The 19,503-nt window shown below is 61.2% G+C and carries 15 protein-coding genes; 8 read left to right on the forward strand and 7 right to left on the reverse strand.

Annotation, left to right across the window (positions count from 1 at the left end; all coding sequences use genetic code 11):
• Both ACSQ2W_RS04090 and ACSQ2W_RS04095 read right to left on the reverse strand, forming a co-directional pair.
• Entirely contained in the window at positions 1-1,095 is a 1,095-nt protein-coding gene (locus ACSQ2W_RS04090) for a polyamine ABC transporter substrate-binding protein (protein ID WP_436085113.1), read from the reverse strand.
• Between the two features lie 229 nt (positions 1,096-1,324).
• The gene (locus ACSQ2W_RS04095; protein ID WP_436085114.1) at positions 1,325-2,734 is read right to left on the reverse strand and encodes a helix-turn-helix domain-containing protein; all 1,410 of its coding nucleotides are present in this window, start codon (positions 2,732-2,734) and stop codon (positions 1,325-1,327) included.
• 231 nt (positions 2,735-2,965) lie between these two features.
• Here ACSQ2W_RS04095 and aceA point away from each other — a divergent pair, with 231 nt between their 5' ends.
• Both aceA and ACSQ2W_RS04105 read left to right on the forward strand, forming a co-directional pair.
• Positions 2,966-4,255 carry an isocitrate lyase gene (aceA, locus tag ACSQ2W_RS04100; RefSeq protein ID WP_436085115.1) on the forward strand — a complete coding sequence of 430 codons (1,290 nt, stop codon included), beginning with the start codon at positions 2,966-2,968 and terminating at the stop codon, positions 4,253-4,255.
• A gap of 79 nt (positions 4,256-4,334) precedes the next feature.
• Positions 4,335-4,574 carry an SMc00767 family acetate metabolism repressor gene (locus tag ACSQ2W_RS04105; protein ID WP_436085116.1) on the forward strand — a complete coding sequence of 80 codons (240 nt, stop codon included), beginning with the start codon at positions 4,335-4,337 and terminating at the stop codon, positions 4,572-4,574.
• Between the two features lie 109 nt (positions 4,575-4,683).
• Here ACSQ2W_RS04105 and ACSQ2W_RS04110 read toward each other — a convergent pair whose 3' ends face one another.
• Complete coding sequence (locus tag ACSQ2W_RS04110) at positions 4,684-5,559, reverse strand: LysR family transcriptional regulator (protein ID WP_436085117.1); 876 nt, start codon at positions 5,557-5,559, stop codon at positions 4,684-4,686.
• A 165-nt stretch (positions 5,560-5,724) separates the two neighbouring features.
• On the opposite strand from ACSQ2W_RS04110, the gene ACSQ2W_RS04115 reads away from it, so the two are divergent.
• Positions 5,725-5,877, forward strand: coding sequence for a hypothetical protein (locus tag ACSQ2W_RS04115; RefSeq protein ID WP_436085118.1), 153 nt, complete (start codon positions 5,725-5,727; stop codon positions 5,875-5,877).
• A 76-nt stretch (positions 5,878-5,953) separates the two neighbouring features.
• Here the strand turns inward: ACSQ2W_RS04115 and ACSQ2W_RS04120 are convergent, their stop codons facing one another.
• The 4 genes from ACSQ2W_RS04120 to ACSQ2W_RS04135 form a co-directional block, all read right to left on the reverse strand.
• Positions 5,954-7,795 (reverse strand): methyl-accepting chemotaxis protein, encoded by a 1,842-nt coding sequence (locus ACSQ2W_RS04120; RefSeq protein ID WP_436085119.1) that lies wholly within the window; start codon positions 7,793-7,795, stop codon positions 5,954-5,956.
• Positions 7,796-7,963: 168 nt separating this feature from the next.
• A complete protein-coding gene (locus tag ACSQ2W_RS04125; RefSeq protein ID WP_436087668.1) occupies positions 7,964-10,492 on the reverse strand; it encodes a methyl-accepting chemotaxis protein in 2,529 nt (842 codons plus the stop codon).
• 317 nt (positions 10,493-10,809) lie between these two features.
• The gene (locus ACSQ2W_RS04130) at positions 10,810-10,965 is read right to left on the reverse strand and encodes a hypothetical protein (protein WP_436085120.1); all 156 of its coding nucleotides are present in this window, start codon (positions 10,963-10,965) and stop codon (positions 10,810-10,812) included.
• 226 nt (positions 10,966-11,191) lie between these two features.
• Entirely contained in the window at positions 11,192-12,376 is a 1,185-nt protein-coding gene (locus ACSQ2W_RS04135) for an NAD(P)/FAD-dependent oxidoreductase (RefSeq protein ID WP_436085121.1), read from the reverse strand.
• Between the two features lie 173 nt (positions 12,377-12,549).
• Here ACSQ2W_RS04135 and ACSQ2W_RS04140 point away from each other — a divergent pair, with 173 nt between their 5' ends.
• The 5 genes from ACSQ2W_RS04140 to edd all read left to right on the forward strand — a co-directional run bounded on the left by ACSQ2W_RS04140 (position 12,550) and on the right by edd (position 19,477).
• Positions 12,550-13,986, forward strand: a complete 1,437-nt coding sequence (locus ACSQ2W_RS04140; protein WP_436085122.1) for a glutamine synthetase family protein — start codon at positions 12,550-12,552, stop codon at positions 13,984-13,986.
• 17 nt (positions 13,987-14,003) lie between these two features.
• Positions 14,004-15,290 (forward strand): NAD(P)/FAD-dependent oxidoreductase, encoded by a 1,287-nt coding sequence (locus ACSQ2W_RS04145; protein WP_436085123.1) that lies wholly within the window; start codon positions 14,004-14,006, stop codon positions 15,288-15,290.
• Between the two features lie 95 nt (positions 15,291-15,385).
• Complete coding sequence (gene zwf / locus ACSQ2W_RS04150) at positions 15,386-16,861, forward strand: glucose-6-phosphate dehydrogenase (RefSeq protein ID WP_436085124.1); 1,476 nt, start codon at positions 15,386-15,388, stop codon at positions 16,859-16,861.
• Positions 16,862-16,872: 11 nt separating this feature from the next.
• On the forward strand, positions 16,873-17,571 hold the full coding sequence (pgl, locus tag ACSQ2W_RS04155) for a 6-phosphogluconolactonase (protein WP_436085125.1): 699 nt from the start codon (positions 16,873-16,875) through the stop codon (positions 17,569-17,571).
• Positions 17,572-17,656: 85 nt separating this feature from the next.
• Positions 17,657-19,477 (forward strand): phosphogluconate dehydratase, encoded by a 1,821-nt coding sequence (gene edd, locus ACSQ2W_RS04160; protein WP_436085126.1) that lies wholly within the window; start codon positions 17,657-17,659, stop codon positions 19,475-19,477.
• Positions 19,478-19,503: the final 26 nt, after the last annotated feature.

Raw genomic sequence — 19,503 nt, forward strand, 5'->3', positions numbered from 1 at the left:
TTACTGGCCGGTAACGACCTTGGTCCAAAGGCGTGTCGCCACGCGCTGCGTTTTCGGATCCCACGGCGAGATCGTGTAGAGCTTCTGCATCGTCGCTTCATCCGGGTAGATCGCCGGGTCTTGGAGCACGTCCTTGGAGATGAACTGCTGCGCAGCCTTGTTGGCATTGGCATAGAAGACATAGTCGGTCGCCTTGGCGATGACTTCGGGTTTCATCATGTAGTTCATGAATTCATGCGCTTCTGCGACATGCGGCGCGTCTGCCGGGATGGCCATCATGTCGAACCACATCTGGGCGCCCTGATGCGGAATCGTATAGTTGACTTCAACCCCCGCTTTGGCTTCCGACGCGCGGTCGCGGGCCTGCAGAACATCTCCCGAATACCCAAAGGCGATGCAGATATCTCCATTGGCAAGCGCATTGATATATTCGGAGGAGTGGAACTTGCGGATGAACTGCCGGGCCGATGTAAGCAGTTCGCCTGCCTTTGCGAGATCGGCTGGATCATGACTGTCCGGCGGCAGGCCGAGGAACGTCAGCGCAGCCGGGAACACATCCTTCGGGGCATCCAGCACATAGATGCCGCAATCCTTGAACTTCGCAGCGATCGCCGGATCGAAAATTACTTCAAGGCCGGGCCGAGCGTCTGGACCGAGAATTTCCTTCACTTTGGCGACGTTGTAGCCGATGCCGTTGGTGCCCCACATATAGTCGATGGCGTATTCGTTGCCGGGATCGTATTTCGCTGTGCGCTCCATCACCATGTCCCACATATTGGACAGATTGGGCAGCTTCGACTTGTCGAGCTTCTGGAACACACCCGCCTGGATCTGGCGCTGGAGGAAGTCGGCTGTCGGGACCACAACGTCGTAGCCTGTGCCACCCGCCAGAAGCTTAGTTTCCACGATCTCGTTGGAATCGAAGACATCATAGACGACCTTGATACCAGTCTCCTTGGTGAAATCCTCCAGAATGCTGGCGTCGATATAATCGGACCAGTTGTAGACGTTGACGACGCGCTCCTGCGCGGTGGCAATCGTTGCGGACCCGCCAAGGAGCAGCGCGGCAAAGGCGGTGATAATCTTTCGCGACATGGAATTCCCCTTTTCTTATCGAGCCTGCCGGGGCGCGCCAACGCCGCGCGTCCACCGGCTGAGCCCGTATGCGTTTGGAAGTTAGGCATGTTTTCGGGCAACCACAAGCGCTTTTACGCGGTTGTGAAGCCATGAATGCATCAGGCTGAATTTTGGGAAGCGCTGCAAAAATCTAGCTCTTTTCAGCACCGGGCATCGCCGCATCCGCCCATCATCCGGGAAGCTATTGCTACTGGAAATCGAAGGCGCTCAAGCCGGTCACCATCTCGTCGAGCCCGAGCGGCCGGGTGACCGGTGGCTCGGCGCGCGCAAGACACCCCTGCCGCTCACACAGGCGGCAGGCGGTACCGCCGGCAACGGTGGCGAGCGGCGCCTCGCCGTAGACGGTTTCCGGGGCATGGGCAGCATCACAGCCGATCAGGATCGCCGTGCGCCGAACACGCTCCTGAAAGCTTGCGCGGGGGCCATCGACCGTCCGGGCAATCACCAGGAACTCTCCGCCCCCAAAAATCTCCACGCGATCGGCCAGGATCTGGCCGGCCTGCGCAAATGCCGCGTGAATGTTGAGCTTCGGACAGTTGCCGCCGAACCGCGCCTGCGGAAAACCCTGCGCACCGGCCTTGCGCAGGCGGTGTCCGGCATGATCGATCTCCATCAGGAAGAACGGTACGGCCGAAGCGCCCGGACGCTGTAGCGTCACCAGCCGGCTTGCCGCCTGTTCGAAGGACACCTGGAAACGGGCGCTCAGGACATCTAGATCATATTTCGCGCGCTGCGCCGCCGCAAGAAATGCAGCATAGGGCATCATGATCGCGTGCGCGGCGTAGCGCGCCAGTTCGAAACGGCCGATGCGCCGGGCTTCGCCCGTTGAGAATGCCAGTTGATCGAGATCGGCGGCGATCGCTTCCGGAAAGGCAATCTGGGCTGCTTCCATCGCGATCTCGCGCAACTGGTCCTGTGCGGACAGTCTCTCCGACAGGAACAGCCGCATGGAGTGACGGTCGAAACGGCGGCGCAGGTCGGGCATGACATGCAGCGGCAGAGCGCGGACTGTGAGGCCGTGCTCCTTCCGCAGCCAGTCCTTCAGCGCTCCGGTAAGATCATCGCCGGGCGACAGCCGCGCATGGAATGCTTCGGCGGCCTCGTCGATCCGCGCAAAATAATGCGGACGACTTTCAAAGACCTCACGCACCTCGTCCATCGGCAGGCGGGCATCAGACAAGGCGGCCATATAGCCCTGACCCGACAGGAGGCCACTCAGATCCTTGAGCCGGGAGGATTGCTCGCGATAGGCACGATAGAGCTTGAGGATGCCGGTCGCCACGTTGGGCGCAGCTTCGGCCACCTCGATCAGTTCCTGATCGCCTGGCAACTCGCCGGCGAGCAGCGGATCAGCAAACATCTCGCGTAACTGCGCCACGCCGCCGGACGCCTCTCCCTGCAACTCGTCGAGATCGACCCTGTAGACCGAGGCCAGTTTCAACAGCAGCTGCACCGTCAAGGGCCGCTGATTGCGCTCGATGAGGTTGAGATAGGACGGCGAGATGCCGAGTGCCTCGGCCATCGCCGTCTGCGTCAGCGACAGGCCATTGCGGATGCGCCGCACGCGAGCACCGGCGAAAATCTTGTTCTCAGCCATTTGTCATGCCTTTTACAATTTTTAGGCCAAAGTAGTTATTTACATATTTTACAAAATTACAGAAGCCTCTTGTAAAACACAAGACATGATAACCTCTTTCGCGGCCGCAAAAATCCTTTTGTTCTGGCGGCTTTGTGCAGCGCACTGTAAAACTAGTCACATCAAATTCGAAGTTTGAGCGGGCATTAAACCAAAGTCGAATACCGTTCAAAAATTGGCAGGAGGATGTTTATGACTGATTTTTACAATCTCGTTCCTGGTGCGCCGCAGGGCCGTTTCGATAGCATCGAACGCCCGTACACCGCAGAAGATGTCAAGCGACTGCGCGGTTCCGTCCAGATCAAGCATACGCTGGCTGAAATGGGCGCGAACCGGCTGTGGCAGCTCATCCATGAGGAGGATTTCGTCAATGCGCTGGGTGCGCTCTCCGGCAACCAGGCTATGCAGATGGTTCGCGCCGGCCTGAAGGCGATCTACCTCTCCGGCTGGCAGGTCGCTGCCGACGCCAATACGGCATCCGCCATGTATCCCGACCAGTCGCTCTATCCGGCCAATGCCGCGCCCGAGCTTGCCAAGCGCATCAACCGCACACTGCAGCGCGCCGACCAGATCGAAACCTCGGAAGGCAAGGGCCTTTCCGTCGACACATGGTTCGCGCCGATCGTTGCCGATGCGGAAGCCGGTTTCGGCGGGCCGCTCAACGCCTTTGAGATCATGAAGGCCTTCATCGAGGCGGGTGCTGCCGGCGTTCACTACGAGGACCAACTGGCATCGGAAAAGAAGTGCGGCCATCTCGGCGGCAAGGTCCTGATCCCGACGGCCGCCCATATCCGCAACTTGAACGCCGCGCGGCTTGCCGCCGACGTCATGGGTACGCCGACGCTGGTCATCGCCCGCACGGATGCGGAAGCAGCCAAGCTCCTCACCTCCGACATCGATGAGCGCGATCGGCCCTTCGTCGATTATGACGCCGGCCGCACGGTCGAAGGCTTCTATCAAGTGAGGAACGGCATCGAGCCCTGCATCGCCCGCGCCATCGCCTACGCGCCGAACTGCGACCTGATCTGGTGCGAGACTTCGAAGCCGGATCTCGAACAGGCCCGCAAGTTTGCCGAGGGCGTGCATAAGGCGCATCCGGGCAAGCTGCTCGCCTATAACTGCTCGCCGTCGTTCAACTGGAAGAAGAACCTCGACGACGCGACGATCGCCAAGTTCCAGCGCGAGCTGGGTGCGATGGGCTACAAGTTCCAGTTCATCACACTCGCCGGCTTCCACCAGCTGAACTTCGGCATGTTCGAACTCGCCCGCGGCTACAAGGAGCGCCAGATGGCCGCCTATTCGGAGCTGCAGGAGGCGGAATTCGCCGCCGAGGTCAACGGCTACACCGCCACCAAGCACCAGCGCGAAGTCGGCACCGGCTATTTCGATGCCGTATCGATGGCGATTACCGGCGGCAAGTCTTCCACCACCGCCATGCACGAATCGACCGAACACGACCAGTTCCGCCCGGCGGCGGAGTGAGGAGCCCCTCTCCCACCCGGATAAGGGTTGGGAGAGGCTTTGAAATAGACATCAAGAACCCCATCAGAGGAGAAATGCCATGACAGTCCAGACACGCGTCAAGGAACGGGCCGAAGAGCAGTCGTCGTCCATGACACCCGAACAACAGGCGATGATCCGCATGGTCGCCAACGACCTGCACCGCCTCAACCAGGCCGTCATGAAGGCGGTGGACGCCGGCGTTTCCGTCGAGCTCGTCCGCTCGGCCCGGCACCACGGCGGCGAAGGCAACTGGGGTGATCTTTTGATCCCCGTTATTGTCACACAGGGTCGTGGCTGAGACACGATCCACTGTCCATGAAAATCCCGGCGGGGCTTTTTCCCGCCGGGATTTTTGCGTTGCTGGCCGAGCATCCAGGCGAACCTAACGAATGAAGCCCGCCGTGAGGCTAAACGCTGCGGCTGGGCCGCTTACCGGCGAAAAGGTCGGCGTGACTTTTTACCAGTCGAAACAGGCGCTCCGAGACGGTACGGATCTCACGACGGTGGCGATCCTCGGTATTTGTCACGATCCACTGCCCATGGCGGAGCTGCTTCACCTCGTCGCCTGCCCGTTCGAGGCCGGGATCGAGATCGCCGACGAAACAGGGCAGGACCGCCTGCCCGGCGCCAGCCCGCGCTAAGTCGAGCAGCGAACGCGGCCGGCTGACGATGACGGCGATCGAGGCCGCCGCCTGTTCATGCGGCCAGCGCAGATAAGGCGAGATCGCATCTTCCTCGGATACTGCGAGCCAGGCCGCCGCCAGTCCGTCGGGCGCATTGCGCTGGCGGTAGGCGGCATAGGCGACCTCGCCCATGTGACGGCTCGTGAGGTTCGGCTCTTCCGGTGCGACGGCCCGGACGCCAACGTCGCTTTCCCGGTGCGCCAGCGTCGCCCGCCGCTCGGAAACGGACATGTCGAGCCGGAAACCGTCGCGTTCGCTCCAGATGGCCTGGATATTCTCGCAGACCAGCCAGGTCACCCAGGTCCCGGCCATCAGCCGCACCACCGCCGAGCCGTGCGCTTCCTGGCGCCATGTCTCCACCTTGCGCACGACGGCGTCCATCGGCTGCAGTTGCTCGAACAGGGCCTGCCCGTCGGCGGTCAACCGGTAGCCGGTCTGGCTGCGCAGAAAGAGTTGTCGGCCGATTGCCTGCTCAAGGTCGAGCACGCGGCGGCCAACCGTCGCCGGGCTGAGGCCGCTCACCAGGGCGGCAGCGGTCAGTCCGCCGTGACGGGCGACAGCTAAAAAGGTTTGATAGGCATCCCAGTTGATGTCTTTCATGGATGAAAGACATACGTCAGTTTCTCTCGTTTATAAACCAATTTTTGAAGCATATATTTAAGCTGTAAACCAAGCGCGGCCAAGGGCCGCATGATCCCAATCAGAGGAACGCTGCAGCGGGACGAGATCCGGCAGCGGCTTCCTGTTGTCTCAAGGAAACACACGATGTCCGAAATGGTCGGAATAGTCCTGCTGGCGGAACTGCTGTCGAAAGACGGCCGCAGGCGACATGAGTTCGAGGAATTGCGCAACCGGAGCCGCCTGCCCGGCAGGCTTGCGGCAGCCGTACAGAGGTTTCGCCTGCGCTGGCTGCAGTGATGCTGCCAAACGCAAAAACCTGGCCGACGTCATTTCGGCGTCGGCCGGGTCTTTCTGTTTTCTAGGATAGAGCCGCTCAGGCGGCGCGACTGACCTGGCGCTGGACATTCGCGCGTTCCAGGCTGAACTGTTCCACCAGCGTCATGAGCATATCCGCCTCGTCTGCCAGTTCGCGGCTGGCATTGGTGGTGTCGGCGACCATCGAGGCATTTTGCTGGGTCATCTGGTCCATCTGGTTGACCGATCCGTTGACCTCCTGCAGGGCGGATGACTGGTCACTGCTGGCGGTGGCGATCATTTCGACGTGCTGGCTGATGGCGACAATCTGCTTGCTGATCGAGGCGAGCACGGCGCCCGTCTCCTGCACCAGCGCAGAGCCGGTGCTGACTTCGCTGGTCGACTTGTCGATCAGCATCTTGATCTCCTTGGCAGCATTGGCCGAGCGCTGCGCAAGTTCCCGCACTTCCTGCGCAACTACGGCAAAGCCCTTGCCAGCATCGCCTGCCCGTGCCGCCTCGATGCCGGCGTTCAGCGCCAGGAGGTTGGTTTGGAAGGCGATGTCATCGATGACCTCAATAATCTGTTCGATCTGGTGCGAGGCATCCTCGATCCGGCCCATCGCGGCGATGGCGTTAGCAACGACGCTTGCCGAACTGTCGGCACTCTTCTTGGTTTCGGCGACGGCGCGGTTGGTTTCCTGTGCCCGTCCGGACGAGGACTTGACGGTGACCGTGATTTCCTCGACGGCGGCTGCCGTTTCCTCCAGAGACGCCGCCTGCGCTTCGGTGCGCTTTGAAAGCGCATCAGCCGACGACAGCATGCGGCCGCCATTGCGCTGGATCGCCTGGGCATTGTCGCGGATATGGGAAAGTGTTTCCTGCAGTCGGGTGACCGAACCGTTGAAGTCGGTGCGCAGCTGTTCGAGACGGCCGGTGAACGGTGTATCGATCTGCTGCGTGAGGTCTCCCTGCGATAAACGGCCGAGGCCGGCTGCGATAGCGTTCACCGCAAAGTCGATCTCGCGGTCCATCTCCCGCTTTTCAAGGTCACGGCGCGAACGCTCCTCGTCCGTTTCAAGGCGGCGATTTTCGCTTTCGATTTCCATCTGCAGCTTCGACAGCGCATTTTCGCGGAAGACGGCGAGTGCGCGGGCAATGCCGCCAAACTCGTTCTTCCTGTCGAGATAAGGAACGGAAACATCCAGATTGCCCGAAGAAATGGTCTCGACCGAACCTGTCAATATGCCAAGCGGCCGGATGGATGCGCGGATCGCCGCGTAGGCGAGCATGCCGACGACGATCATCACCCCGGTGCCAATCGCTAAGATCAGATACTGAAGATAGTTGATCTTGCTGAAATAGACTTCCGTCGGAATACCGATGAACAACATGCCGACATTGGCACCAGCAGCGTTTTTCACCGGGAAATAGCCGGTGATATAGTCGCGCCCGAACAGCACCGCCGGCCCGTAATAGGCCTCACCCTTGGCGAGGAACGCCTGTGCCGGATGGTCGGCGGCAAGCTTCGTTCCGACGGCGCGATCGCCGTTTTCCTTCTTCACGTTCGTCGAAATGCGGACGTAGTCGCTGCCCTGCTTCTCGAAGATCGTCGCCACCCCGCCGATCGTCTGGGCGGTGCGGTCAACAAGATCGTGATCGGGAAGCGCGGCCATCTTGTCTTCGGTCACGCTCGCCAGGGTTCCATCCTTCACCTCGATCGCCGCGTCCGGCACCTTCATGCCGTAGAGCACGGCCATCGCGCGACTTGCGTCGCGGGCGTCCATGGTTGCGTCCCCCATCACGTAGCTACGCAAATTGTAGTGCATGACGCCGGCGATCGTCGCGGTGCTAAGGAAGATCAGCCCCAGCGTAATGGCGACGAGCTGGGATACGACTGAGGACTTGAAAAACCGGAGCATCGAATGGCCTTCAAAAAGGAGTAATTTATAATACTCTTAAGTTGAAAGCTTTAAAAAACGGTGAGAGAACCCAGCAATTCCGGGCTTTACGGGGGGATCTGACGAACATTTTCCAAACTAAAATGCCCGACCGCGAGGGCCGGGCATCAGAACCTCGTTCAGCTCCGCTTAAGCGGCACGGACGAGCTTGCGGCCGCCACTCGCCGGCTCGAGGCGGAACTGCTCGACGAGCATCATCAACGTGTCGGCCTGGTTGGCGAGTTCGCGGCTGGCACTGGTCGCCTGGTCGACCATGGTGGCGTTCTGCTGGGTCATCTGGTCCATCTGGTTGACCGAGCCGTTCACCTCGTGCAGCGCCGCCGCCTGGTCGCGGCTTGCGGTCGCGATCATCTCGACATGGCCGCTGACCGAGAGGATCTGCTGGCTGATTGAGGCGAGCACGGCACCGGTTTCCTGGACCAGTTGCGAGCCGGAATTCACTTCGGTGGTCGACTTGTTGATCAAACCCTTGATCTCACGCGCCGCTCCCGCCGAGCGTTGGGCGAGTTCGCGCACTTCCTGGGCAACCACCGCGAACCCCTTGCCCGCATCGCCGGCGCGCGCGGCCTCGATGCCGGCATTCAGCGCCAGCAAGTTGGTCTGGAAGGCAATCTCGTCGATGACCTCGATGATCTGCTCGATCTGGCGCGAGGCGTCCTCGATGCGGCCCATCGCGGCAATCGCGTTGCTGACGACGACCGCCGAGCTGTCGGCACTCTTCTTGGTATGCGTGACCGCGACATTTGCTTCATGCGCGCGTTCGGCCGACGAGCGCACCGTGACGGTGATCTGGTCCACGGCGGCCGCGGTTTCCTCGAGCGACGCAGCCTGCGCTTCGGTCCGCTTCGACAGGGAATCTGCGGAGGCATGCATGTCGTTGCCGCTGCGCTGGATCAGGAGCGCGTTGTTGCGGATCTGCACGAGCGTGTCCTGCAGGCGGATCAGCGAGCCGTTGAAGTCCATGCGCAGCTGCTCGAGCCGGCCGGTGAACGGCGTGTCGATCGGCTGGGAGAGATCGCCCTGCGCCAGGCGACCGAGACCGGCTGCGAGCTGGCTGACGGCAAAATCGATCTGGCTGTCGAGTGCGCGTTTTTCGGCATCGTTGCGCAGGCGCTCGGCTTCCGCCTGGGCGCGTTGCTCTTCGCTCTCGGCTTCGATGCGAACCTTGGACAGGGCGTTTTCCTTGAAGATGCCGAGTGCCCGGGCCATGTCGCCGATCTCGTCGCGGCGGGCGCCGCCATCGATCGAGGTGTCGAGCGCACCGTCGGCGAGGCGGCGCATCGCGGCGGTAATCTGACCGATCGGCCCCTTCAGCGTCAGCACCAGCGCGCCGCCGGCCAGAAGCGCGATCAGGATGCCGGTGACGGTTGCGAACACGGAGACCTGGTTGGCCTTGTCGCGCTCGACCGATGCCGTCGTCTTCTGCCCCTCGGCAAAAGCGGTCAATTGACCCCAGATGTCATCGATCTCGGCGGCGGCCACGGTAAATTCGGCTTGGCGCTTCTGGCTGATGTCGACCAGCGCGGTGCTGTCGCTGGTCATCTTCTCGATGATGGGCTTCAGCGCGTTGACAAGCTTTGAGAAGAACTCCAGATCGCCGGCCGTGCCTGCGAGGCTCTGGATATCCACCTCCATGACCTTGAATTCGCGAGCCAGACGCTGGCGGCCTTCCTCGTCGGATTTTTCAAGAAAACTCGCAGCCGCGATGCGGATCGAATAGACCGAGTTCACCAGCTTGCGGGTGTCCGTCAGCACGGCACCGGCCTTGACGAGCGGAGCGTCGAGCTTGCCGAATGTTGCCGTCGCCTCGCGCATTTTCAGGCCCGCGGCAGTGTGAAGCTGGATGCTCGTCTGGCGGAAGCGGGCCATGAGCTTGCCAATGGCAGCAGCCGTCTCGTCGCTCTTGTCGCCACTGTCGATCAAGGCCTTGATCTCGCCGATGGTCTTCTTGAAGGTTTCCGCGACCGCCTTCTGGTTTGCCGGCATGCCGGAGCTGATCTTGCGCAGCACCTTGGTCATGGCGCCATAGGAATCGGCTGCGACCTTGATCTTTGCTTCGGCGTCGGCCGCCTTTCCGAAACTAGAATTGAAAGCAACAAGGGTATCGCTGGAGGAGGTCAGGCGCTCGGCTTCGCGCAGAAGCGTCTTGGCAGACTCTTCGTCCTTGCGGACAACGCGCTCCATCTTGGTGGCTTCCTCCAGCACCTTCATCTGCTCGCCGAGCAGGTTGCCGAGGCTCGCGCTGATGGACTTGCGCAGGCTTACTTCGTTTTCATAGAGGGTCCAGAGCTGGCCGACCCGCTCACCGATCTTGGTGCTGCCGTCAACGGCTTGCTGCAATTGCTGGCGGCCTTCGTCGTCAACGACCTGTGACAGAGTGTCCGCGAGCACGCCTTGCTGTGCCTCCAGCTTCGTGACGACCGCCTGCCGGGTTTCCTCCGAAGTGTTCTGAAGGAAAGCATTCATGCCGGCATAGACATCCTTGAAACCGCTCAGCGACTGCAGAACGCTGTTGGAGATTTCCATCCGCCCCTGCAGCAATCCGGACGCGTAGAGCCCGGTGATACCGACGGCGCAGATGCTGACGACGAAGGGCAGGATGAACAAGAGCACCTTCGTCTGGATTTTGAAGCGGGCAAGAATCTTGTCGATGAACATGAATGCACCTTGGCTCGCAGCCTGCATCCGCCCTCCGTGAAGCCCTTAGACTTTCCCGGTGGGCCGACAAGCTGATGATTTGACTGAAATCCATGCGGCGTCGCGCCGCCAGCCTGCCAGGCATTCATTGCATGACCCGCCACTCCCCATGGGCGAGATCACGGCAGACTCCGTTGTGGTGCATTCTTCGACGGGAAGAATTAATATTTGAATAAATGCGACTTAATTCGTTTCAAACACGCCTGACGCAAGGATGCCGGCGTGGAAATTGCGCAGCAGAAATGCGTTCCCAATCGCTACGCATTGACCTTTGGGTTTCAGAAGGGCCAGAACGAGGGAAGCGCGGCCAGTGCGGTGAGAGCACCGAGCGCGATGACAGAGGCGCGGACCAGCATGGTCTTGCGAGTTTTGCTTTCATCAGCCTTCGCGATGGCGATAGCACGGGCTGTGGAGCGGCTGCGATACTGGTTCATGGCGTCAAGTCCTTTTCGACCAAAGCAACGATAGACCCGGATGATCCGGACCGCCAGCCCGCTTCACGTTGCAACTGCACACGAAAGGGAAAAAATGTCGCTTTTCTGATACATTTTCCGAAAAGCTCATCTTTTTCTGTCCGCGGGCCGTAGTGCCAGCTTATGAAACAGGTTCCGCCAGATATCTTAACAATGGCTGAAGGTTCGCGAGACCTTTTGGGGTTGGCTATGCTGTCTGCCCCGCAGAAAAGCCCGATGCCCAGGCCCACTGGAAGTTATAGCCGCCGAGCCAGCCGGTGACGTCCACACATTCGCCTATGAAATAAAGGCCGGGCACCTCGCGCGCCTGCATCGTGCGGGAATCGAGCGCCTTGGTATCGACGCCGCCGAGCGTGACCTCTGCGGTGCGGTAGCCTTCCGAGCCCGCAGGGGTTATGGCCCAATCCTTTATACCGGCGCAAAATCCGTCGATCACCTTGTCGGAGAGATCGGCAAGCGACCGGTTGATCAGGCCGGCGGTCTCGGCGAAGAACTGTGCCAGGCGCTTCGGCAGCTGCTCGGAGAGCGCCGTCTGCAAGGCCTGGCGGCCATTTTCGCGGCGCGCGCCTTTAAGCATTGCTGCGATATCGACACGTGGCAACAGGCAAAGCCGGATGTCGCCACCCTCGCGCCAATAGGAGGAAATCTGCAGGACTGCCGGACCACTCAAGCCCCGATGAGTGATCAGCACAGCCTCCTCGAACACCGTCTTGCCGGAACGCGCCTCGGCGTCGACGGCAACGCCGGAGAGAGCGCTCAGGCTTTCCAGTTGCGCCGGATCGAGGGTCAGCGGCACCAGCGCCGGGCGGGTCTCGATCAGCGGCAGGCCGAACTGCTCGGCAATTCTGTAGGCAAAACCCGTCGCCCCCATTTTCGGGATCGACTTGCCGCCGCTGGCAATGATCAGGGCAGTGCCGTCGATCACGCCTTCCGTCGTTGCCAGGCGAAAACCGGAAAGAGCCTTGTCGACGGATTGGATCTGCACCCCCAACCGCAACACGGCGCCGGCTTCTTTCATTTCCGACAACATCATACGGATGATGTCCTTGGCGCTGTCGTCGCAGAACAGCTGGCCAAGTGTTTTTTCATGCCAGGCGATGCCGTGACGTTCAACGAGCGCGACGAAGTCCTGCGGCGTGTAGCGCGCCAGCGCCGACTTGCAGAAGTGCGGATTCGCCGAGAGAAAATTCTTCGGGCTCGCATGAATATTGGTGAAGTTGCAGCGTCCGCCGCCCGAAATGCGGATCTTTTCCCCCGGCGCCTTGGCGTGGTCGAGCACCAGCACCCGGCGGCGACGCTTGCCCGCCTCGATCGCCGCCATCATGCCGGCGGCACCCGCGCCGATTATCACCACGTCATATTGTTCAGCCAAGGCATCCGGTCCTGTTTCGACTTCCTTTTCCGGGCGGTGGCTTGAAAGTCAATCACTCACTTCTCCGGGGTTTGCAAATACAGCCTGTACGGGCTGGAAAGTCCCGGTTTTCACCCTGTTCAATTGCCAAACTCCGGCTATGATGACGCCTCCGAACCCAAAAGCGGTGATTTATGCCTGCCAGAAGAAGCATTACCCAACAAACAGCAAAGATCAGCAAGACTGCAAAAATACCCCCCGCCCTGCAATCTGCCCGAGGCGTAAGCACCTGGAAGGAAGCCGCCGATTGGTTGAGAATCCGCGGCATCGAGGACATAGAGTGCATCACCCCCGATATTGCCGGGGTACCGCGCGGCAAGATGATGCCTTCCTCGAAATTCACCTCGAACACCTCGCTCGCCCTGCCATCGGCGATTTACCGCCATACAATTTCGGGTGAATATCCGGAGGAAACGGGCGACTTCCGCTACGATTCCCGCGACAGCGACATCAAGCTGGTGCCCGACCTCTCGACCCTTTCGATCGTTCCCTGGGAAAGCGACCCGACGGCGCAGGTTATCTGCGACATCGCCGGCTCCCAGGGCGAAAAGGTTCCCTATACGCCGCGCAACGTTCTGAAGCATGTGCTCGACCTCTACCAGCAGAAAGGCTGGAAGCCGGTGGTGGCGCCGGAAATCGAATTCTATCTGGTCGCCAAGAACGAAGACCCCGATTATCCGCTGCATCCGCCGAAAGGCCGCTCCGGACGCGCCATCCAGGGCGGTCAAGGCTATTCCATTGCCGGTGTCAACGAATTCGACGAACTGATCGACGATATCTATCATTTCTCGGAAAAGCAGGGGCTGGAGATCGACACGCTGATCCATGAGGAAGGCCCGGCGCAGCTCGAAATCAACCTGCGCCATGGCGATCCGATCGAACTTGCCGACCAGGTCTTCATGTTCAAGCGGACGATCCGCGAGGCTGCCCTGAAACACGGCATCTACGCCACCTTCATGGCCAAGCCGATGCAGGCGCAGGCCGGTTCCGCCATGCACATCCATCAGTCGGTCATCGAGGTCAATACGGGGCGCAACCTGTTTTCCAATGCCGACGGCTCGGCGTCGAAGGAATTCTTCTCCTTCATCGGCGGCATGCAAAAATATGTTCCGAAGGCACTGTCGATGATGGCGCCTTATGTGAACTCGTATCGCCGTTTGACGCCCGACATGTCGGCGCCGGTCAACAACGCCTGGGGCTATGACAACCGCACCACGGCTTTCCGCGTGCCGGTTTCGGAGCCGGTTGCGCGGCGCGTCGAAAACCGGTTGCCGAGTTCGGACGCCAATCCTTATCTCGCCCTCGCCGCCTCCCTTGGCTGCGGCTATCTTGGCATCCTTGAAGGGTTGGAACCATCGGCGCCGTCGGATGACACGGTAAACGGCGGCACAATCGACCTGCCGCGCGGTCTGCTCGAGGCTATTTCCCTGCTTGAGTCGGAGCCGGCTTTCGCCGAAGTCTTCAGCCCTGAATTCATTGCCATCTATGCCGGGGTGAAGCGTGGCGAGTTCGAAACCTTCATGCAGGTGATCAGCCCTTGGGAACGTGAATTCCTGCTTCTCAATGTCTGACCGGAAAGGTTAAGGCCATGCCTTGGCAAAGCCCGATCTCGCCGGGAATCTCCTGGTATGAAGACAACGTGCCGGAGCGGCCGGAATATCCGGCGCTGTCCGGCTCGGTCGAGACCGACGTCGCGATTGTCGGCGGCGGTTTCACCGGTCTGCAAGCCGCCTACAATCTCGCGCTGAAAGGGGTTCGCGTCACGCTGATCGACGCCTGCCGCTTCGGCGACGGCGCTTCCGGCCGCAACGGCGGGCAACTCGGCACCGGCCAGCGCTGGTCGCCGGAGGACCTGGAGGATTCACTTGGTTTCGAGCGTTCGAAGGCTTTGTTCGACCTCGCCGAGGATGCGAAGAAGTACCTGCTCGACTTTGCGTCCACACATGGCATCGACATCGAATATGTTCCGGGCCAGCTCAACGTCTCTCACAGGAAGAGCCTTGAGAAGGATTACCGCAACTGCGTCGAGATTGCGGCGTCTCGCTACGGCTATCCGCACCAGAGCTTCATGGATCGTGACGAAACCGTCGCCCGGCTCGGTTCGGAGCGCTATTTATTCGGCATCCGCGACACCGGCACCGGCCATATCCAGCCGATGAAGCTGCTCGTCGGCCTGGCGAAGCAGGCGGCGCTTGCTGGCGCCTCGCTGCATGAGAAGACCAGGGCGCTGAAAGTCAATCGGAACAGCGGCCGGATCATCATCGAAACCGACAGGGGCAATATCCGCGCGGACAGAGCGTTGATCGCCTGCAACGGCTATATCGGCAATCTCGAACCGGTGACGGCGCGACATGTGATGCCGATCCGTTCCTTCATCGGTGCAACAAAAATCCTCACCGATTTCCCGGATGTGCTGCCCGGCGGTGAGGCCGTTGCCGATTCGCGCTTCGTCGTGCGCTATTTCCGCAAATCAAAGGACGGCCGGCTGCTGTTTGGCGGCCGCGAGGCCTATACGGCCGATAATCCGCGCGATATCACGGATCATATCCGCCGGCAGATCACGGAAATCTACCCGTCGCTGGCCAACGTCGACATGACCCATGCCTGGGGCGGCTCCGTCGGCATCACCATGCCGCGCCAGCCCTTCGTGCGCGAAGTCATGCCCGGCGTCACCTCGATCGGCGGCTATTCCGGCCATGGCGTCATGCTGTCAAACTACTGTGGCAAGCTCTATGCCGACCTCTTGACCGGAAACCGGTCGGATCTCGACCTTTTTCGGGACTTGAACGTTCCGGCTTTCCCGGGCGGCACGCGCTTCCGGTCCGTGCTTTTGTTCCTCGCGCTCAGCTGGTATGCCTTGCGCGACAAATTCTAAAAGCCGTGCCGTGTCATTTTATTGCATCGCACCCTAGCGCTTTTAAATCGATTAGATTATAAACTCCTCAGACCAGAACGAGATCGAGATTTCTCATGAGCAGCCAGATCATCCCTGTGGAACCCTTTGACTATGTGGTTTTCGGAGGCACCGGCGACCTTGCCGAGCGCAAGTTGCTTCCCGCCCTCTATCATCGTCAGCTGGACGGCCAATTGAGCGATCCGACCCGCATCATCGGCGCATCGCGCAGCGCGCTCAGCCACGAAGAATACCGAAAATTTGCCCAGGACGCCCTCAAGGAGCATCTCAAGCCGGGCGAATATGACGAGGGTCAGGTCAAGATTTTCGCCGACCGCCTCTTTTACGTCCCCATCGACGCCAAGTCTGACAATGGCTGGGACGAGTTGAAGCATCTGCTCGACGAAAGCAAGGATCGGGTCCGCGCCTTCTATCTTGCCGTTGCTCCGGCCATCTTCGGCGACATCTCGGAACGGATTCGTGACCACAAGCTGATCACGAAGACGACGCGGATCGTCGTCGAAAAGCCGATCGGCCGAGACCTTGCCTCGGCGCTCGAACTCAACGACACAATCGGCAAGGTGTTCAAGGAAGAGCAGATCTTCCGTATCGACCACTATCTCGGCAAGGAGACCGTGCAGAACCTCATGGCGTTGCGCTTTGCCAATACGCTTTACGAGCCGCTGTGGAACTCCTCCTATATCGACCATATCCAGATCACGGTTGCCGAATCCGTCGGTCTTGAGAGCCGCGCGGGCTATTACGACAAGGCGGGCGCCCTGCGCGACATGGTGCAGAACCATATCCTGCAGCTTCTCTGCCTTGTCGCCATGGAAGTGCCGCCGTCGATGAATGCGGAAGCCGTGCGCGACGAGAAGCTGAAGGTGCTGCGCGCGCTGAAGCCGATCACCCCCGCCAACGTCGAGAAACTCACCGTGCGCGGCCAGTACAAGGCGGGTGCTTCCGCAGGTGGTGCGGTCAAGGGTTACCTCGAGGAGCTTGACGGCGGCGTCTCCAACACGGAGACCTTCGTCGCCATCAAGGCGGAGGTCGACAATTGGCGCTGGGCCGGCGTTCCCTTCTACATTCGCACGGGCAAGCGCATGGCGGGCCGCATGTCGGAAATCGTCATCACCTTCAAGCCCATCCCGCACTCGATCTTCGACGAGGCAGCGGGCCGCATCGCTGCCAACCAGTTGATCATCCGGCTGCAGCCGGACGAAGGCGTCAAGCAGTCGCTGATGATCAAAGACCCGGGTCCGGGCGGCATGCGACTGCGCAACGTCTCGCTCGACATGACTTTCGCGGAGGCCTTCAAGGCCCGCAGCGCCGACGCTTACGAGCGCCTGCTCCTCGATGTGGTGCGCAACAACCAGACCCTGTTCATGCGCCGCGACGAGGTCGAGGCCGCGTGGCGCTGGATCGATCCGATCCTGAAAGCATGGGAAGCCGTCGGCCAGCAGGTTCAAGCCTATACGGCCGGCACCTGGGGTCCGAGCCAGGCGATCGCGCTGATCGAGCGTGACGGCCGCACCTGGCATGAAGTGATCTGAGGGGCGATGGAATGACGGCTGCGATGCATGTTTTCGATAGCGGTGCTGCCCTTGCCGAAGGGCTGGCCGGCGCCGTGGCCTCAGCGCTCTCGGCGGCCATCGCCACGCGCGGGCAAGCCTGCATCGCCGTCTCGGGCGGCTCAACCCCGAAGGCCTTCTTCAAGGCCCTGTCCGGCAAAGCGATCGACTGGTCCAAGGTAACGGTGACGCTGGTGGACGAACGTTTCGTCGACCCCGACAGCGACCGCTCGAATGAGAGGCTCGTTCGCGAAAACCTCTTGGTCGATGCAGCCGCGGCTGCAAAGCTTGAGCCGCTCTATTATCCTGCGTCGAACGCCGAGGAAGCGGCTGCGGCTGCCGCGAAGCAGACCGCCGGCATCGGCTGTCCCTTCGATGTCGTCATCCTCGGCATGGGTGGCGATGGCCACACCGCTTCCTTCTTTCCCGGCGGTTCGCGCCTTGCCGAGGCGCTTGACCCCGCCACGCCGCGCGGCGTGATGACGATGGAAGCAGAAGGGGCCGGCGAGCCGCGCCTGACATTCACATTCTCCAGCCTTCAGGACGCCCGGTTTCTCGTGCTCCATATCGAAGGCAACGGCAAGAAGGACGTTCTTGCCAAGGCAGAAGCGCCCGGCGACGAGGCGGAGATGCCGATCCGGGCGATGTTGCGCCGGGCCTCGTCTCCGCTTCAGATTTACTGGGCACCCTAGAGCCAGGATCCGGGGTCCCAAGGCCCGGATTGACCGCAACCATGCTGACTAAAGGAGTCACAAGGACTCCGGAACAGGATATGCCATGTCCGCCGATTCCCGCATCGCCGCTATCACTGCCCGCATTGTCGAACGTTCGAAACCCTTCCGCGAACCCTATCTCGAGCGCGTGCGCAACGCGGCCGCGAAGGGTGTGCATCGCTCGGTTCTCGGCTGCGGCAACCTTGCCCACGGCTTCGCAGTCTGTTCCCCCTCGGAGAAGGTCGCCCTTTCGGGTGACACGGTGCCCAATCTGGGCATCATCACCTCCTACAACGACATGCTGTCGGCGCATCAGCCATTCGAGACCTACCCTGCCCTTATCCGCGAGGCGGCGCATGAAGCGGGCGGCATCGCACAGGTGGCAGGCGGCGTGCCGGCCATGTGCGACGGCGTCACGCAAGGCCAGCCCGGCATGGAGCTTTCGCTGTTTTCGCGCGACCTGATCGCCATGGCAGCAGGGATCGGCCTGTCGCACAACATGTTCGACAGCACCGTCTATCTCGGCGTATGCGACAAGATCGTGCCCGGCCTGATGATTGCCGCCATGACCTTCGGCCATTTGCCCGCCGTTTTCATTCCGGCCGGCCCGATGACCTCCGGCCTGCCGAACGACGAGAAGTCCCGTGTGCGGCAATTGTTCGCCGAAGGCAAGATCGGCCGCGACGAGCTGCTCGAAGCGGAATCGAAGTCCTATCATGGCCCCGGCACATGCACCTTCTACGGCACGGCAAACTCCAACCAGATGCTGATGGAGATCATGGGCTTCCACCTGCCCGGCGCCTCCTTCATCAATCCGGGCACGCCGCTGCGTGATGCCCTGACCAGGGAAGCGACGAAACGGGCTCTTGCGATCACCGCGCTCGGCAACGAATTCACTCCGGCCGGCGAGATGATCGATGAACGCTCGATCGTCAACGGCGTCGTCGGCCTGCACGCCACCGGCGGCTCGACCAACCACACCATGCATCTCGTCGCCATGGCCCGTGCGGCGGGGATCGCGCTGACATGGCAGGATATTTCGGAGCTGTCCGATATCATCCCGCTGCTTGCCCGCGTCTATCCGAACGGACTTGCCGACGTGAACCATTTCCATGCCGCCGGCGGCATGGGTTACCTGATCGGCCAGCTGCTGAAGAAGGGCCTGCTGCATGGCGACGTCCGCACCGTCTTCGGCCAGGGGCTCGATGCTTATGCGATCGACGTGAAGCTCGGCGCCAACGGCGCCGTTCACCGCGAACCGGCACCGGAGCAGAGCCATGACCCGAAGGTGCTCGCGACCATCGATCATCCGTTCCAGCCGTCGGGCGGCCTGAAGATGCTGACCGGCAATCTCGGCAAGGCCGTCATCAAGATTTCCGCCGTCAAGCCGGAACGCCACGTCATCGAGGCGCCAGCCAGGATCTTTCACGACCAGTCGGAACTGCAGGCGGCTTTCAAGGAAGGCAAGCTTGAGGGCGATTTCATTGCCGTCGTCCGCTTCCAGGGGCCGAGGGCCAACGGCATGCCGGAACTGCACAAGCTGACCACCGTGCTCGGCATCCTGCAGGACCGCGGCCAGACGGTGGCGCTTGTTACCGACGGCCGCATGTCCGGCGCCTCCGGCAAGGTTCCTTCGGCGATCCACATGACGCCGGAAGCCAAGGACGGCGGGCCGATTGCCCGTATCCGCGAGGGTGACGTCATTCGCCTCGACGCCATCCAGGGCACGATCGAGGTGCTTGTCGATGCCTCGGAGTTTGCCAGCCGCGCGCCGGCCGAAGCCGATCTGTCCCTCAACGAATTCGGGATGGGTCGTGAAATGTTCGCACCGTTCCGGGCCGCTGTCGGTGCGGCGGAACACGGCGCCAGTGTCTTCTTCCACTGAAAGCAAAAGCGGTAGCCCCCGGTATC

It is taken from the genome of Pararhizobium sp. LjRoot255, from assembly GCF_964252905.1.
Lineage (GTDB): Bacteria > Pseudomonadota > Alphaproteobacteria > Rhizobiales > Rhizobiaceae > Pararhizobium.

Coding starts and splice junctions, on each gene's coding strand:
- ACSQ2W_RS04090 (WP_436085113.1), bottom strand. CDS start 1,095: ATGTCGCGAAAGATTATCACCGCCTTTGCCGCGCTGCTCCTTGGCGGG.
- ACSQ2W_RS04095 (WP_436085114.1), bottom strand. CDS start 2,734: ATGGCTGAGAACAAGATTTTCGCCGGTGCTCGCGTGCGGCGCATCCGC.
- aceA (WP_436085115.1), top strand. CDS start 2,966: ATGACTGATTTTTACAATCTCGTTCCTGGTGCGCCGCAGGGCCGTTTC.
- ACSQ2W_RS04105 (WP_436085116.1), top strand. CDS start 4,335: ATGACAGTCCAGACACGCGTCAAGGAACGGGCCGAAGAGCAGTCGTCG.
- ACSQ2W_RS04110 (WP_436085117.1), bottom strand. CDS start 5,559: ATGAAAGACATCAACTGGGATGCCTATCAAACCTTTTTAGCTGTCGCC.
- ACSQ2W_RS04115 (WP_436085118.1), top strand. CDS start 5,725: ATGTCCGAAATGGTCGGAATAGTCCTGCTGGCGGAACTGCTGTCGAAA.
- ACSQ2W_RS04120 (WP_436085119.1), bottom strand. CDS start 7,795: ATGCTCCGGTTTTTCAAGTCCTCAGTCGTATCCCAGCTCGTCGCCATT.
- ACSQ2W_RS04125 (WP_436087668.1), bottom strand. CDS start 10,492: ATGTTCATCGACAAGATTCTTGCCCGCTTCAAAATCCAGACGAAGGTG.
- ACSQ2W_RS04130 (WP_436085120.1), bottom strand. CDS start 10,965: ATGAACCAGTATCGCAGCCGCTCCACAGCCCGTGCTATCGCCATCGCG.
- ACSQ2W_RS04140 (WP_436085122.1), top strand. CDS start 12,550: ATGCCTGCCAGAAGAAGCATTACCCAACAAACAGCAAAGATCAGCAAG.
- ACSQ2W_RS04145 (WP_436085123.1), top strand. CDS start 14,004: ATGCCTTGGCAAAGCCCGATCTCGCCGGGAATCTCCTGGTATGAAGAC.
- zwf (WP_436085124.1), top strand. CDS start 15,386: ATGAGCAGCCAGATCATCCCTGTGGAACCCTTTGACTATGTGGTTTTC.
- pgl (WP_436085125.1), top strand. CDS start 16,873: ATGACGGCTGCGATGCATGTTTTCGATAGCGGTGCTGCCCTTGCCGAA.
- edd (WP_436085126.1), top strand. CDS start 17,657: ATGTCCGCCGATTCCCGCATCGCCGCTATCACTGCCCGCATTGTCGAA.